This window comes from Oceanicoccus sagamiensis (assembly GCF_002117105.1).
Classification (GTDB): domain Bacteria; phylum Pseudomonadota; class Gammaproteobacteria; order Pseudomonadales; family Dasaniaceae; genus Oceanicoccus; species Oceanicoccus sagamiensis.
Genome location: NZ_CP019343.1, coordinates 3140232 through 3156415, shown reverse-complemented (window position 1 = coordinate 3156415; position 16184 = coordinate 3140232). Strand labels below are relative to the sequence as shown.

18 protein-coding genes are annotated in these 16184 nt (G+C 47.7%); 3 read left to right on the top strand and 15 right to left on the bottom strand.

The genetic code is table 11. From position 1 onward, the window contains the following. Nucleotide 1 precedes the first annotated feature (1 nt). Nucleotides 2-1123, top strand: a complete 1122-nt coding sequence (locus BST96_RS14510) for a glutathione S-transferase family protein (RefSeq protein ID WP_085759399.1) — start codon at nt 2-4, stop codon at nt 1121-1123. 8 nt (nt 1124-1131) lie between these two features. Here BST96_RS14510 and BST96_RS14505 read toward each other — a convergent pair whose 3' ends face one another. After that, complete coding sequence (locus BST96_RS14505) at nt 1132-1944, bottom strand: SDR family oxidoreductase (RefSeq protein WP_169714009.1); 813 nt, start codon at nt 1942-1944, stop codon at nt 1132-1134. An 88-nt stretch (nt 1945-2032) separates the two neighbouring features. Between BST96_RS14505 and BST96_RS14500 the strand changes: the two genes are divergently transcribed. Beyond that, nucleotides 2033-2665, top strand: a complete 633-nt coding sequence (locus BST96_RS14500) for a hypothetical protein (protein ID WP_085759397.1) — start codon at nt 2033-2035, stop codon at nt 2663-2665. Nucleotides 2666-2994: 329 nt separating this feature from the next. On the opposite strand, the gene BST96_RS14495 is transcribed toward BST96_RS14500, so the two are convergent. From BST96_RS14495 to BST96_RS14455, 9 genes are read right to left on the bottom strand one after another with little or no spacing between them, the layout of a single operon-like run. Beyond that, a complete protein-coding gene (locus tag BST96_RS14495) occupies nt 2995-3432 on the bottom strand; it encodes a PaaI family thioesterase (RefSeq protein WP_085759396.1) in 438 nt (145 codons plus the stop codon). A 3-nt stretch (nt 3433-3435) separates the two neighbouring features. Next, nucleotides 3436-3882: an SRPBCC family protein gene (locus BST96_RS14490; protein ID WP_085759395.1), complete on the bottom strand. Its 447-nt coding sequence runs from the start codon at nt 3880-3882 to the stop codon at nt 3436-3438. A gap of 10 nt (nt 3883-3892) precedes the next feature. Next, a complete protein-coding gene (locus BST96_RS14485) occupies nt 3893-5131 on the bottom strand; it encodes a glutathione S-transferase family protein (protein WP_085759394.1) in 1239 nt (412 codons plus the stop codon). Nucleotides 5132-5156: 25 nt separating this feature from the next. Further along, nucleotides 5157-5879, bottom strand: coding sequence for an acyltransferase (locus BST96_RS21325; protein ID WP_085759393.1), 723 nt, complete (start codon nt 5877-5879; stop codon nt 5157-5159). 50 nt (nt 5880-5929) lie between these two features. Then, nucleotides 5930-6565, bottom strand: coding sequence for a hypothetical protein (locus tag BST96_RS14475; protein WP_157117966.1), 636 nt, complete (start codon nt 6563-6565; stop codon nt 5930-5932). Between the two features lie 17 nt (nt 6566-6582). Beyond that, nucleotides 6583-7275 carry a hypothetical protein gene (locus tag BST96_RS14470; protein ID WP_085759391.1) on the bottom strand — a complete coding sequence of 231 codons (693 nt, stop codon included), beginning with the start codon at nt 7273-7275 and terminating at the stop codon, nt 6583-6585. A gap of 14 nt (nt 7276-7289) precedes the next feature. Further along, nucleotides 7290-8198 carry a haloalkane dehalogenase gene (locus tag BST96_RS14465; RefSeq protein ID WP_206045348.1) on the bottom strand — a complete coding sequence of 303 codons (909 nt, stop codon included), beginning with the start codon at nt 8196-8198 and terminating at the stop codon, nt 7290-7292. Nucleotides 8199-8256: 58 nt separating this feature from the next. Next, a complete protein-coding gene (locus BST96_RS14460) occupies nt 8257-9402 on the bottom strand; it encodes a glutathione S-transferase family protein (RefSeq protein WP_169714008.1) in 1146 nt (381 codons plus the stop codon). Nucleotides 9403-9421: 19 nt separating this feature from the next. After that, nucleotides 9422-10429 carry an NADP-dependent oxidoreductase gene (locus BST96_RS14455; RefSeq protein WP_085759389.1) on the bottom strand — a complete coding sequence of 336 codons (1008 nt, stop codon included), beginning with the start codon at nt 10427-10429 and terminating at the stop codon, nt 9422-9424. Between the two features lie 163 nt (nt 10430-10592). Here BST96_RS14455 and BST96_RS14450 point away from each other — a divergent pair, with 163 nt between their 5' ends. Further along, nucleotides 10593-11084 carry a YcxB family protein gene (locus BST96_RS14450; protein WP_085759388.1) on the top strand — a complete coding sequence of 164 codons (492 nt, stop codon included), beginning with the start codon at nt 10593-10595 and terminating at the stop codon, nt 11082-11084. A 48-nt stretch (nt 11085-11132) separates the two neighbouring features. On the opposite strand, the gene BST96_RS14445 is transcribed toward BST96_RS14450, so the two are convergent. The 5 genes from BST96_RS14445 to BST96_RS14425 are packed head-to-tail and all read right to left on the bottom strand — an operon-like array spanning nt 11133 to nt 16182. Then, a complete protein-coding gene (locus tag BST96_RS14445; protein ID WP_085759387.1) occupies nt 11133-11471 on the bottom strand; it encodes an Mpo1-like protein in 339 nt (112 codons plus the stop codon). A gap of 5 nt (nt 11472-11476) precedes the next feature. Further along, on the bottom strand, nt 11477-12859 hold the full coding sequence (locus BST96_RS14440; protein WP_085759386.1) for a DsbA family protein: 1383 nt from the start codon (nt 12857-12859) through the stop codon (nt 11477-11479). 15 nt (nt 12860-12874) lie between these two features. Then, nucleotides 12875-13648, bottom strand: coding sequence for an enoyl-CoA hydratase (locus BST96_RS14435; RefSeq protein WP_085759385.1), 774 nt, complete (start codon nt 13646-13648; stop codon nt 12875-12877). 18 nt (nt 13649-13666) lie between these two features. After that, nucleotides 13667-14350 carry a glutathione S-transferase family protein gene (locus BST96_RS14430; protein WP_085759384.1) on the bottom strand — a complete coding sequence of 228 codons (684 nt, stop codon included), beginning with the start codon at nt 14348-14350 and terminating at the stop codon, nt 13667-13669. Between the two features lie 14 nt (nt 14351-14364). Then, on the bottom strand, nt 14365-16182 hold the full coding sequence (locus tag BST96_RS14425; protein ID WP_085759383.1) for a long-chain-acyl-CoA synthetase: 1818 nt from the start codon (nt 16180-16182) through the stop codon (nt 14365-14367). Between the last annotated feature and the right edge of the window lie 2 nt (nt 16183-16184).

Below are 16184 nucleotides of genomic sequence, written 5' to 3'. Positions count from 1 at the left end.
CATGCCCAAGCCCTATACCGTTTATAAATCGGATATTTCTTACTTCTCAGGAAAACTGGAAGCCTATTTACGCTATAAAGATATCCCCCATACCACGGTAGACTGCAACCAACAAACCCTGCGCATGATCGGTAAAAAAACCGGCACAGCTAAAATGCCGGCCATTGAAATGGCCAACGGTCAGTGGCTCTATGACACCACTCCCACTATTCAGTGGTTAGAGAAACAACACACTAACAGCTCCGTACTCCCCGAAGACCCTGCCCTGCGATTTATCGCCCTGTTAATGGAAGACTATGCCGATGAATGGTTATGGCGCCCGGCCATGTGGTGGCGCTGGGTACCCAAAGCCTCAAGAGTCACCTTAGGGCGGCGTATAGCTGGGGAAATGGTCGCCAAACCGCTGGCCATACCACTGGGGTTTTACTTTGGCCGGCGCCAGCTTAATGAATGGTTATGGAAGGACGGCGTCGATAGCAGCAATAGTGATACCGTTAGGGATATGTTATTTCGGGAACTGGAATATCTGGAACCCTTATTTGAACAGCAACCATTTATACTTGGCAGCCATCCCAGCGTTGCTGATTTTGGTTATTTTGCTTCGATGTTCCGGCACTTTGGTAATGACCCCATTTCCGCCGAAGTAATGCGCCGGCACGGCCCCAATACTTATGAATGGTTGGCAAGGCTTTGGAATAGTCACCACAGCAAACTGAGCAACACCGTTAGTTGGGTTTGGCCTGAAGCCGACTATTGGCAACCGTTGTTAGAAAGAATTGCCAACGATTATTTACCCTATCTGCATCAAAACGCCATGGCCTTTGCCAACGGCCAACAACGCTTTGATTACCAAGGCAATAGCCTGGCATTTCCCGGCACGGTGACCACCCATTACCGGGTCTGGTGCCGCCAGCAGTTGCAGCGAGAATTTGCCTTATTAAACCCAGAACAACAACAGCGTATTGAACAGTGCTTTGCCATGGCCGGTGGCCTGGCCAGCCTGCATCAGGATGGGGTGATTGACTCAGGCCTTGATCAGCAACTGCAACTACCCATCACTGCTGCTACGGTAAAAAACACCCTGACCCTGCGCCAAAAAATCTTTGGCCAACCCAGAAATTGATAACCCCCTTATCGGGCACTGAACCACTGGTAAAAATCCGGCGACAGGCGTTTTAGCCACCATAGCCAATGAGTCGATCTGTGAGGTAATAACATAAACTGATTTCTTTCTACGGCTCTGGCAACCATCACGGCAATATCCTCTGCAGAGATCGAAGACTGCTCAGCAACGGCCTGCATTGAGGCTTTGGCATGGTTATTTTCCGTTAAGGAACCTTCGACAATACCGGTTTTGAACATTGACGGACAAACCACAGTCACGCCAATAAGATAGCGCTTCAGTTCCCAGCGCAGGGTTTCTGATAAGGCAATAACGGCTGCCTTGCTGCTGTTATAGGCCGCCATCATCGGCGTGCAGCTAATACCGGCAATCGACGCGATATTAACAATATGACCACCGCCCTGGGCTTTAAACGCTGGCGTAAAGACCTTGCAACCGCGTACCACACCTAAGGTATTAACCTGGAATAATTTCTCCCAATTCTCCATGGACTCTTTATGGATGGGGGCTGAGGAGGCAATACCCGCATTATTAATCAGCACATCCACACCGCCCCACTGCTGCTGGCAACTGGCCAGCAGCGCTTGTAGATCGGCTTCTTCACAGACATTACAAGACTGGAAAAAAGCGTCTCCACCGGCACCAATTATCGCTTCAACGGTAGCCTTACCCATCTCCTTATTAAGATCAGCCACTGCCACTTTATAGCCCAGTGACGCAAAGTGCAGGGCCATAGCTCGACCAAAACCTCCGGCGGCACCGGTGATCGCTACGCGTTTTTGACTGATATAAGGCATAAAGGGAATCACTTGTATTGGCACAATATATGCCATAATATAACAATCATTAAACAATAACACCAGACGCTTAACTCACACCTTTAATTTCAAAGACAGGCAAAGCCTCACTATGACTGCTAAACGTAAACTATGGCTAATCAGCGCCCTGCTCTATCTGGTCTTTTTTAGCTGGTATACCGATTTCAGGCCACCGCTAAGCGATCAGGAAATTGATAGCTGGAAGGCCAGTCGTCTGGCCGATAATGCTGACCCGGCAGCGATAAGCAGAGCTGAGCAGGCCTTCAGGAATGACTCGGGAGGCCAGCTATTAATGATTAACCTGATTGATTACAACGAAAACCCAGGTCTGGTGAAAGGTGCCCAAGCCGGTGAAAGCGCCGAAGATTTAATGATGCGTTATATGCAGCATATGTTGCCAGCGATGTTGGCCCGTGGCTCTCATCCGGTACTGGTGGGCGATACTGTCGCTGATGTTTTCGACTGGATGGGGATTGAAGGTGCCGAACACTGGGATAGCGGTTCCGTATTTCGCTATCGCAGCCGCCGTACCCTATTCGATATTGTTTCCAATCCAGCGTTTGTAGGCGAGGTGCATTTTAAACATGCCGCGATTAGCAAAACCATTGCCATTCCGGTTGCACCACAGTTATTTCTTGGGGATTTACGGTTGATATTAGGGTTGCTGATGTTGGCGGTAACGGCTTTGCTGGATGCTTTGGTGTTTGCCAAACGGAATACTTGATGCAGTGGCTATTGGTGGATTGTAATCCACCCTACGGATTATTGGAGCGAATCAATATGTAGGGTGGAATATATTCCACCATCCCTCCCTTGAAACTGGTCAATCTGGTGGATTGTAATCCACCCTACGGATTATTGGAGCGAATCAATATGTAGGGTGGAATATATTCCACCATCCCTCCCTTGAAACTGGTCAATCTGGTGGATTGTAATCCACCCTACGGGTTATTGGAGCGAATCAATATGTAGGGTGGAATATATTCCACCATCCCTCCCTTGAAACTGGTCAATCTGGTGGATTGTAATCCACCCTACGGGGCATGCGGGGAATTAGTCGGCGTAGCCTTTCTGTTCAGTCAGGGGAAGCTTGCTGCGCACAAACACACCATTGCCCCGACCTATTTCCCTGTCTTCGCTATCGTAGACCACCGCTTCGGCAATAAACTGTGATCGGTTTTGATTGACCACTTTACCCACCGCCTTCATGATACCTTCTGAAACGGGCCGAGTAATATAGGTGGTAAAAGACGTAGTCAATACAAAGACTTCAGATTCAAGAGAATTGGCGGCAAAAAAAGCGGCATCATCCAGCATTTTAAAATAGACCGAACCGTGCACTCCGCCTCCCGAGTGAAAATATTGTTCTGACAATTCGATTTCAATCTCGGCACTGCCTTCAGACACCTTGATCACCGGTTGGTAAATCTGGTTTACAGGAGCAGCCAGATACAAATTTTCCAAAGCCTGATAGTGCTGGTTATTACTCATTGTCTATTGACTCTCTGCTCTCTCTATTTGTTTTAGCAATGAAGAAAACCCCTTCTCACCCTGAGTCTGAAATTTTTTATCAAAATACAGCTTGCCTAACAGGGGTATAGTAATCGTCCCTTTAGACACCCAGGTCACTTTGGTATGGCCATCAGCGTCCTCCAACTTAATAGAGCCTAACTGATGATTAAACGGCAATGGAGCGGATCTTTCTATTTTATAGTCAAGACGATGGGGGCGTTCAAAGCAAGTAATACGCTCATCAAAATTAACGATGCCTAAATCGAGATAGCGCAAGGCACCAAGGCCATTTTTTTCACTCTGCCCCTGCTCCAACAACTTTGAGCGTTTTATTCCCCTAAACGTTGAATAAGCACCATGGTCAGCCAGCAACTCAAAGACCTCTTCAATCGGTCTGGCGATCATCTGTTCTATATAAATATTAAACATAACTGCCTCGTTAGTCCTCGGTTTTGGCCTGTGCTTCTTTTTCCTTCAACCGCCGGATACGGGCATCGGGGATACCATCTTTAATAAACGGCGGTGTAAAGCCATCAAATAAACCATTATGCAGAACCCCACCACTCATCATAGCGGGGAGTATCTGAGCCTGATTGAGTACACTATCAACCTGCTCCTTATCCTGCCCCGTTAATGCCTGATAGCGCAATTGCAGCTCCTCAAAACTCCAGCCTCGATATTGATGGGCACTAAAGCTAGCGTTTACGCCATAAATTTCAGCCTGGTAGTGCTTTTCTCTTTTAACACAGGCCTCGGCACAGTTTTGTGCAAAGGGGATATAGGTTTTACCGATATAAGCCAGCAAGTCCTGCAGACTCTCTGGTAAACCGTTATCAAAATCTATCCAGTCACCAAACTCAGTTTGGCCAGCGCAACCGCGGGTATCGCCCAAATCGCTGATGGTCTGTATCCAGTTACAGGTCCGTGGCGCCAGAGTTTCCATAATTTCGTTAGAATAAGGATCTTCATAAAAGTGAACTTTAAGGGGACCATAAAGCGCAAAATCCGCTATTGAAGGCTGGTAGCCCAACAGAAATTGATAATGCAAAAAGTGCTGCTCCAGTATCGCCAGTAAATCTTTTACCTGCTGGTCCAGACTGGCACGGACACCCTCACCTTCGAGCCCTAAATGCTGGTCAAAACCGGTTTGGCGCTGCCGGAGAATGGGGGCCAAATCCGCGGTTTCCATCTCCGTACTGCCAAAAGTAATGGCGCGCGATATACGGTGGCTTAAGGTATTGCGGTTCTGTTCATTCCCCCAGCGGGTATGCATCTGGAGTCGGGGCATATATTCGTCTGAGAACTCCTCAATCAACCACATTATAAAAGCTAGTCCAGTTTGATCGGGCACAGTTTTTTTATCCGGGAACGCCTGCTCCAGATAGATCATAATCGGCGTAGAGTCCTGCATAACCTGTCCGTCCGGGGCCAGCATAATCGGGACAATGGATTGCCCTGCCACTTTTTTGGTCCAAGCTAACTCCATTTGATTGCCGATCACTTTTTTATAGGGGATGCCTTTGTAATTCATAAAGGTCATCACCTTATAGGAATACGGTGAGGCCTGGGCCTGCCAGATACGGTAGTGATCTTCTTCGCCGGGCTTTAGCGCTTTACTGTCGGCGTGAAGTTTTTGCTCATGGTGAATATTGGCTGCATTAGTGAGTTTTTTATTCATGTTGAGGCTCTAAAAAATACCAGGATTAACCACTGAAACGTGGGAAAAATATCGAGCGTATCCAGGAAAACACCGTATTGCCCTCAAGCGCAAGGCGGACCAATTCTTCCTGCTGCTGTTGAAAAGCGCCTTCCTGCTGAAACATAAATTCACGCTTCAACATCTTTCGCTTTGGGTTTAACTGTTTTATCACCACAGCGGGGTTACCCCCTACGACGACATTATCAGGCACATCATTGACCACAATGGCACCGGCGGCCACCACGCTGTTTTCACCAATAGTGACCCCCTTGCCCACCTTGGCACCGTGCCCAATCCAAACATTATCTTTGATCACAATAGGTTTACTACAACGGAAAGGCCGCAGGCGATTATATAAACCATGCCAGTCACTATCCGACAGATAACAATCGGTGGCAAACATACAGTTTTTGCCAATATCAATACTGACTGCCGAAGTGATAGTCGTGCCCGGGGAGATTAAACAATAGTCCCCAATACGAATACGGCCACTGGATTTTTTATCGGCCCAACTGGTCAAGCGAATCGGCCTGGCGTTATCGCTGATCATATGCAGACAATCACCCGCTTCAATCTGGCTGCCAAATATTTCCACACTGGCCGGTTTAACCACCAAAGGTTCACGACCAAGGCGATCAAAATGTTTACGGAAAAAATGCTGGATATAAAAAGTATTCCAGCGATCTTGCAGCTGGCTAAACAGATAGGGAGTATAGTTTTTTCGCACCAGGAAACCTTTTTATTGTCATTATTATAACGTTATAACACAGCTTAAGATTAAACCGACAGTGTCACCGGCCCCTGGAAGGAGTCGCCACTGGCAAAGAAGGAGACACGGGCAGGAAAAGGGACTTCGACAAATAGGTCTTCTTCCAGAGTAAGCTCACGAATTGTCCACCCCTCCGGCAGTACCCGCTCTTGTGAATCAGGTAGCCCGGGCAAGCCCGCGGCACCCTTAATCTGTGGTACATAATCCCGGCCATCGCCCATCGATAGAATCTCCAGGGTACGGCCTTTAGCAAACATTACACTGTGGTGCTTATTCACCGTTATTACTAACAGGCCGTCTTTTTCTAAGGTATAAGCCGGGTCGGCTTGACCGGGTATAGCCACCAGGGAAAAGAGTCTGCCATCAACGCTCATCGTTTCCAGTGGACCATTCTGTTGCTCCTGCGGTGACCGACGAAAAAAAGCCGCATCATGGGTAGCACACCCGGTACCGCTTTTAATAAATCCCTCAGGCACTTTAAGCGCGTCATATTGTTCAGGGGTGAAGGATTGCTGACACAGCCAGACTTTCAGCGTACTTAATTCCATAATCTCGCCGTAGCGTTGCAAGCCGTCCAGCGTCCAGTTTTGTGGCCAGTCCGGATTGCCCATGCCTGCTTGCGCGCGTTCATATACAGTAGTCATGATATTGTCTGTCTCAATTAAAACAACTGAATACGTGCACCACGCTTGCGCGGCACCTTATGCTCTTCAGGTAACTGGCAAATCCTTTCCAATACCGTGGTAGTACCGTCGGCATATTCCCATATCAACTGATCGTCACGAAGATAGCGATTGACCACCACTGGACCCCAGCCAAATGCGTTAAACTCCAACACATTATTTCTCCAGGTCATGCTGGCAGAAGAGCGGCCACAATATTCTTTATCCCCAAGCAGAAACAACACAGAGCCTTCCGTATCGTTGGAATTAAGACCTATGGTATCGGCGTTAAGATTTGGCCCACCATCATGAATAACGCCTGCGCCGGTAAGAACTTGCCGCGAACCACATTGCTCCCAGCGCTCCACATGCCCCACTTTGCCACTCACTGCCTGCCATAAGCCGCGAATATCATCGACACCTTCTGCCAGCGGCTCGGTACACTCTGCCAGAATCGGCAAGGGGAAATGATCATAGCCACAACCAGGGGTATTGCCTTTGGGAATTTGTGCTGCGGTTTTGCCACTGCCGTCTAGCTCTGGCAGCTCACAATAATTAATCGTACTGCCATCACCGGCCAGAGTGGCTGGATCAGTCATGACGGGTGGGCGTGCTGAAAAATACATCTGCCAGAATGCCATTAGAAACAGCACTAACAGTGCAGCGGGAATACCAATCAACCATTTCTTCATAAAATTATTGCGCTCTATTTAACATCCAGAAAAGGAATAATTTCAGCGACTAGCTCATCAGGTTTATCCTCTTGGATAAAGTGGCCACCACCGTCAATTCTTTTGTGATTCTGCCCTTGGGCACCGCGTATATCCCGCTGAAATAATCTATCCATACCCCGGCTAATAGGGTCCTTATTACCGAACAGCGTTATCACCGGTTTCTCGAAGGTTTTTAACTTCTCCCAGGCGGCAAGATTCTGCGGCAGCCCCGGATTATCCGGAAAGACCGTAATCAGCTGGGGAAACTGGCGAATACCTGACTGGTATTTCTGGCGAGGAAATGGGGCTTTGCGATAGGCTGCAAACTCTTCATCGCTAAAGTCCGGATTTAAAATAGCTTTTCTAAAGGCTGTTTTAAAAGGGAAAAGCGGCATCCATTTCATAATTTTAAGCCACCAGTATAACCACTTGTTGCCTTTACCCAGAGGAATACCGGTATTGGTCGCGACAATGCGATCAAAGCGCTCCGGGTTATCCGCGACCACATTCAGGCCAATCGTTCCGCCCCAGTCCTGACACACTAAGGTGATATTGTTCAGATCATTAGCCAGCAACCATTTTTCTATCCAATCGACATGACGCGCCAGCGTGTAATCACTTTTTTTCGCGGGCTTATCGCTGCGCCCATTACCGACCAGGTCTACAGCAATCACCCGTCGACCGGTTTCCAGTAAGCCGGGAATCATTTTGCGCCAGATATAGCTCCAACTGGGATTGCCGTGCATTAATAAAATCGGCTCGGCATCGCGGGGGCCTTCATCAATGCTATGGATTCTAATCTCGGTACCATCGTCATCTTTGATGGTCGTATAGTGTGGCTCATAGTTATAGCCAGGTAGATTGTCAAAACAGCTATCTGGCGTGCGTAATACTTTCATCATTATTAATGGCTCTTGTTTAAGAGGTATAGTTTAAGCGGTATTGTTTAAGCGGTATTGTTTAAGCGATTTCCTCTCCCCAGACTTCTATTAAATCGGGGCGTTCAACCCGGCGCTTCGCTTTCAGGCTTATCAAGTTTTGTAAATCCAGTGTGGTATAGCAATCGCTGATTATTGTTTGCTGCTCACTATCACACTGAGTGAAGTAATCAGTGATTCTCTGCAACATATAAAGCTGGTAGGGAATAACCATGCCTGTCACGGTGACATCACGGAAAGGATAATCCATGGCTTTGATAGACTTTAACCGCGGTTTGGCAGTGACACACTGCCCTTCTTCTACCGTATTTTCATCCAGCCATTGGTTGATTTCACTCACCATACACTGCATTTCAGGGACAAAATCCCGAGCGATTAAACGCAAAATGGCTTGCAATGTATCCGGAAGTTCATCGTTAGCAAAAAACTGTGGCGGGTAATCCGGGTACTCCGGCATATCCGCGTTCTCGGCATTCATCCGCTCAACCCAGCGGTAGACTCTTTGGGCCTTACTTTTCATAATCATGCCAGGGTAAGGGTCGCGGGATAAATGCGCGTAGAGCGGCGCCATTAAGCCGTAATCCGCCACCGACGGCAGACCGCCCAGCAAGTAAGGGTGCTGTTCAAAATGCTGATTCAGTAATTCCAGTAATTCCAGGTACTGGGCTTCTATGGCGGGAATGGTTGTTTCGTTAACACCCAACATCGGCAAATAAGCTTGCATCGGTTGCATGACTTTACCGGCAACCTGACGAACAACATCAGGGGTAGCACCCGGTGCAATATGATCACCAAACTCCAGCTCAATAAAAGCCTTGTTATGTTCCAGAAAATTCCAGCGATAATGCATAGCGACTTTAAGCATGCCTTCACTGCCAAACATATCAATAATCAGCGCCGCTATATGCTGCTTTGGCGTTTTTGGGTAGACGGAAAATGTAGCCTGCCCCGACTGTTCAAAGTGATCAATAATATCGACGGTATCCTGAATCACCGTACCATCGGCTAACTCGACCACCGGTACGATACCGCGCTTGGTCTGTGGAATAATTTTTTCGCCATAGCTGGGATGACCTGGCATCACTTCATTAAAAGCAATGCCCTGCTTACGAAAATAAGAACGCACCTTGCCGGAGTACATAGACATGGGCGCTGCATATAAACTCATTGCATCCGTCATAAAAAACCTAATCGACCAGTTTGATCATTAATTTGCCGTTATTTTTTCCCTGATAAACCATTTCTACCGCTTCGGGAAACGTATCAATGCCCTCTACAATATGTTCACGAAAGCGTATTTTTCCTTCATGCTCCCAGGTCAGCAAATCAACAAAGGCTTCTTTAGCACGATGCATATAGTCACGCATGGTAAAGCCCTGCATCAGGCAGCTTTGCGTCAGTAGTTGCACATAATTACCGGGACCTACGGGGTTTTCTATATTTTCATATTGCGTGATGGCGCCACAGATAATAATACGAGCATGGCGATTCATTTGCATCAGTACAGCATCCAGTGTTTCACCGCCTACCGCATCAAAGTACACATCAATACCTTCGGGGGCCGCCGCTTTTAGTTGGCCTGCGATATCACCCTGTTTGTAATCAATAGTCGCATCGACGTTTAGTTCATCACTGAGGTAGGCACATTTTTCCGGGCCACCGGCAATACCGACAACGCGGCAACCTTTAAGCTTGGCTATCTGGCAAACCACATGCCCTACTGCTCCAGCGGCTGAAGAGACCACCACGGTTTCTCCCTCCTTGGGCTTGCCAATATCCAGCAAACCAAAGTAAGCGGTAAAACCTGGCATGCCTAAACCGCCCATAAAGCGCGTTAGCGGTGCCAGCTTGGGATCAATTTTTCGCAGCGCACGGCTATCAAAAATGCCGTGGGTTTGAATACCGGTAAAGCCGGTGCAGAAGTCACCGACCTGATAAAAGTCAGAGCGTGACTCAATCACCTCTGCCACACCAAAACCCCGCATCACCTCGCCCAATTCAACCGGCTCGATATAACTTTTCTTTTTCGAGATCCAGCCCTTCATCGCCGGATCAACAGACACATAATGTATTTTTACTGCAATCTCGCCCTCTTGCAGAGCAGGCAGTGCATCGTGGGTATATTGCCAGGTATCAGCAGTGGGCAGTCCGGCGGCCTCTTTGGCAAAACGAACCTGGGTAATGGCTGAACTCATAAGGCTTCCTTAAATAGCGTTTAGGGATCTAACAACCCGGTAATTATTATATTTTGTCACAACTCATGTCAATACCTATAAGTACCAGCCTCCCCCATGATCTTCTACTTAGCTCGGACTTATTTGCTACACTAGCGCCTTTCAAGCCTTGGCAACCCTTCCCATGACAGAGATTAACAGCGACAACAGCAGCTACTATGTACTAAATCGTGAGTACTTTAGTGAATGCTATGACCAATCAGCAAAGACCGATACCGGCCTTAAAGCCTACCGCAAGGCCCTGTTCTTTTTTATTGTTGCCGGTATCTTCTTTATGCAGGCACTGGAAGCTTATGTAGCCTGGTTTTTACTGTGCCTTGGCTTTGTTGAGCTGTTATCAGTACGCTATAAACGCAGTTGGTGGATTGCGCGACAAATGTTTAGCCGGGCTGCGGGTAGCAAAGTGACCGTGCAAATTGATGACCAAGGTATCTTTATCCACAGCCCCCATAAGCAGCAACGGATGCTCTGGGAGACTATTAATCAGATTAAGGCAACTGAAAAAGGTTTTTTGATCGAGCTTAACGGCAGCACCAGTTATCTTTCAAGGATTGGTCTGGATAAGAAAGCGCTGGATAAATTGACTGAGAAAGTGCAGCCGGGGCCGAAGCAATAAACCAAGCAGGACACTTATAAGGGCTTAGCACCAAAGTAAGATAAATATTTAGCCTTGCTCACTAACAGATTGACTAAAGTGCGAATGATCCAGACGCCCGGTTAAGGCCTCGAACATCATCACATAATCTGCCCTCAGGCTATACCAAGGGTAAATAAAGGTAGCGGGCTTGTTTTTCTCAAAGAAAAAATGCCCCACCCAGGCAAAGCTATAGCCCGCTATTGGCACCAATAACAATAATAGCCATTGCTGCTTAAACAGGGCAAAGAGCAACAACAACATCGATAAGGTGGTGCCTATATAGTGCAGCACCCGGCTAATACGGTTGCTATGTTGGTTTAGATAAAACGGATAAAACTCTGCAAAGCTGCTAATCGTTTTTTCCACGACCTTTATCCTTTTTCAATTAAGCGTTTAATAGCGCGGGCAAATAGCCATAAGCGATCCTGCCCCCATAAGGCCAAAACTTGCTCACCGTGTTTATCCAACAGGCGATAACTGGGTACACCCCATAAGCCCATACCGTACATAGCTTGCCGGTTATCTTCCAGCAGTGATTGCCAGGCTGTATCACCGATTTGAGGTTTAGCCTGCTCCCAGGATAAACCCGCCTGCTCCACTACATAACGCAAGCCTTTATCGTTATTCGTATTGACCCGCTCGGTGAACGCCGCTTTTAAAAAGGCAGAAATAAAGTCTATACCTTTACCCTGCTCACAGGCCCAAGGGTAAAGGGAATAGGCACGCCGTACCGGTTCGCCAATGGGGTCATAGATATTACCAAACGGGACAGCGGCGGCGCGGGCTTCGCGAGCGGTATCAAATAAAATATATAAACCCTTTTCCTTGGTAGCAGGCACACCACGCATCACCATGGGGATAACCGGTCTAATCACCAAATTAACCCCGGTATCTTTTGCCAGTTGTACCGTGCGGTCAAAAACCATCGCAGTATAGGGGCTTCGTAAAGAAGGATAGATTTCCAGTGTCAGGCTGCCGTTATCTTTTTTCTCACCCACTTCGATAGGTGGGCGTGGCATTAATAGGGGCTGGCCTGAATGGTTATCACACTGAAGTTCTGCCAAACGTTGCTCAAGGTGATACAAACGATCAACGCCCCAGTACCACTCACCACCATAATAAAACATAGCGCCCGAATAGTGTTGTAAGGTTTGCTGACGCTGACTACCAGCCTTTATTTTTTCTGCGGTCAGTGCATCGCTTGCACTACCCAATGTCTCAGCGAGCTGATTAAGTGCCGAGCAATCGCAGGACCATAAGGCTTGACCTACTTCAACAAGAGACTCTAACAAAGTGTCTTGTTGCTGAGCAGCCAGTATAGATTCAGCCAGCTTCACCTGCTCGGTTGTCGGCAAGCGGGATTGTTGAGGGAAATCCAGATGGTATTCAGGGGCCACTAAAGCGGCATCGTATTGGGCCAGTTTTAGCAATAAATCAGGTTCTGCAACATTATCACCCACTGGGCCTGTGACTAAATGACAGACTACTTCAATGTTATAGCGTGCCAGCAAAGGTTTTAATAACTGTGCGGCTAGATGACTGTAAGCATCATCAACCTGATGAAAGTACTCAACGATATGCGGCAGGTTTTGTTTGCGTCTAAGCTGTTCTGCTTTGGCCCGCTTTTTAACCATGCGCTCAGGGCTGGACATTAGCCGCATCACTTTCGAGGTTACCCAGCGCCTAAAAAAGCCAGGGTCCATCGTGGCAACACCACCCTGTTCTTTAAACGGCTTTTCTCCTGATTGCACCATGGGTATGACTCGGGTTTAAAATTTGGAAAAATCGGGCTCTCTGCGCTCCATAAAGGCAGTCATCGCCTCTCTGGCTTCAGGGCCTCTTAGTAATTGCGCAAAGGCTTCACCTTCGGTTCTCATACGCTCCTGAACCAGAGCATCTTGCCCTTGCTTTAAAAACTGCTTGGTCATGCGTATCGAGGTTGGTGGCTTGCTGGCCAGTTTATTGACCAGATCATTGGCTAAGGCTAAATAACTATCAGCAGCGGCAATATAGTTGATAATCCCGCATTCTTTAGCCTGCTGGGCATCAAAGTTTTCACCGAGCAACAATAATTCCGCAGCCCGTTGATGACCGGCAAGGCGCGGTAATAAAAAACTGGACGCCGCTTCCGGGCATAAACCCAAATTGCTAAAGGGCATACAAAACACGGTGGTATCTGCTGCAACAACCATATCGCAGTGCAATAACATGGTGGTGCCAATACCCACAGCAGGGCCATTGACCGCAGCGACTATCGGTTTTTCAAGGGTGGAGATCGCTAACAGAAACTGAGAGACGGGTGCCTCCTCTCCCGAGGCTGGGTTATTCAGAAAATCACCCAAATCATTACCTGCGGTAAAGCACTCTTGCGTACCGGTGATTAATACCGCACGAACCGCATCATCCTCTGCTGCCGCCTTAATAGCATCCGCAGCAGTAGCATACATAAGCTGGGTTAAGGCATTTTTCTTTTCAGGGCGATTCCAGGCAATGGTCATGACCTGGTTCTCAGTGCTTATTGTTACTGGTATTTGATCGGTCATGGTCTCTGCTCCCAAGGATTATTTTTGCAGCATATCCTGTGCATTATCAACAAATTTTTCTGCGTCTTTATCATCGTCTAACAAATTACCCAAGCTAAAGGGCACTTCAATACCTTTAGCTATACCGGGCTGTTGAAACATAGCTTCGCTCCAGCGTTGCAAATGTTCCAGGCCTTCAACGGAAATGCCTGACCACTTATGGGTACGTACCCAGCACCAGTTGGCAATATCTGCAATCGAGTAGTCCGCTGCCAACCATTGATTATTCGCCAGATGACCATCTAACACTTCAAATAATCGGCGACCTTCATTTTGGTAACGGTCAATAGCCGGTTGAATTTTTTCCGGAAAATAGCGAAAGAACACATTGGCCTGCCCCATCATGGGACCAACACCCCCCATCTGAAACATCAACCACTGTATCACTTCGGCGCGGCCCTTGGCATCGGTGGGCATCAGACGACCGGTTTTTTCCGCCAGATAAATCATAATGGCACCGGATTCAAAGATCGGAAAGTCACCCGCGTCGCGATCCACAATTGCCGGGATCCGGCCATTAGGATTAATCGCTAAAAACTCTGGTTTTTTTTGTTCACCTTCACCGATATTAACGAAGTGCGCGGTGTACTCCAGCTCCAGCGCCTCAAGGGTACAAGACGCTTTATGACCATTAGGTGTAGGGGCAGTATATAAATCTATCATAGTTTTCCTCACTCTTAAAAACCGGCTTTAGCTTGCATCACCGTTTCATAGCTCGCCTGATCCAATGGTTGGTAGGTCTGGCTCTTGGGTTTTAAAATATAAACAGGGTCAGTCAACTGATCCAGGTGATAGGCTTCTTTACGCAAAGTACCTTTAACCAGTTTGAAAGTCACCGTCGTTTCCTGCTGTGGTTGTATACGAACAAACACTGGGCGAGCATGGGGTGGCAGCTCGCGATCAATAAACTCAGAAAAAGCCTGTATATCCAGTACTTCCCCGGCTTTTAAGGTAATCGCCGCCATACCGGCCTTACCTTCTGCACCGGGAACTTCAACGCCATAGACATTGGTAATTTCAATAGCGTCAAAGGTATTAATAATTTCACCCACCTCATTGGTAGACACATTTTCTGCCCGCCAGCGAAAGGTGTCCCCTACCCGGTCGACAAACTGGAAATGGGGTAAGCCCATGGCAAAACCCACATCGATCTCGCGAATTAAATCACCGGTATTAAACCAGCGATCGCCGGGCTTTTTCACATCAGTAAGAATTTTACTGTTGGTGGCTTCCTTATTTTCATAGCCATCGAAGATATATTTAGCATCGATCTCTGATAGCAATAAGCCAGGCTCACCTTTTTCAGTCTCAACCAGCTTACCGGCACTGTCACGTACCATTTCATCAGCATCAACATCATATTTAACCAGCATCAGACTGGCACTGCTGGTACCAATAGTTCGATCCTTATTAAGAATATTTAAAAAGGCGGCATTACCCTCACTGGAACCATAAATTTCGGTAATACGATCTACCTTAAAACGCGAGCGAAACTGGTCCCAAACATCCGGCCGCAGGCCATTGCCCAGCATGGTTTGAATCGGGTTATTTTTTTCCTCAGGACACTCAGGCTGCATCGCCAGATAGCGGCATAGCTCACCGACATAGACAAAAAGATTGGTCTGGTACTGCTGTACTTCAGGCCAGAACTGGCTGGCGGAAAAACGGCGACGTAAAAACACCGAAGCACCGGACACCAGCGAAGAACCATAGCCGGGGCCAAGGCCGGTTATATGATAGAGCGGCAGGCACAGGTACAAGCGATCCTGGGGTTTAGCCCGCATACCCGCCTTACAATAAGGGATGGAGGAAGCAAGTATACGGCGATGATAAATCACTGCAGCCTTGGGCAGACCTGTTGTACCCGATGTGAAAATATATAGAGCTTTTTCACCGGCTTTAATATCAACTGTCTCCGGCGGGTTATTAGTGGGCATCGCTTCAATATCCGCACTAAAGTCATAGGCCCAATCAGGTGCACCACTTAAGCCTGGATTAAAACCACTATCTTTTACCCAGAAGTAATCCTGCTGCGTTAAACCTAGTTCAGATTTCACTTCTTCAATACTGCCCGCCAACTCTTCACCTAGCAAACATTTGCTGGACTTGGTGATAGTGATGCAGTGGATCAGTGGTTTTCCCTTGAGGCTGGTATTAATCAATGCAGCCGTCGCACCGATTTTTGCCAGCCCCATCATGGCCGCCAGCATTTCAATACGGTTTTCCATTAACACCGACACCACATCACCGCGTTTAACGCCCTGCTGTTTTAGCAGGTGAGCATACTGGTTGGCAAGGCTATTATATTGCCCCCAGGTTAACTCTCGGCCTTCAAAAATCAGGGCAGACTTATCGGCATATTTTTCAGCGGTGTTTTGAAAGAGTAGCCCCATCGAAGCCGCTTCATTGTCTTTGGGCGGTTTAAACCCCGCTATCACGGGAGCGATGGTGATAAAATCTTTTAAAACACGAAAAATTTCTTTAATAGAACTCATTG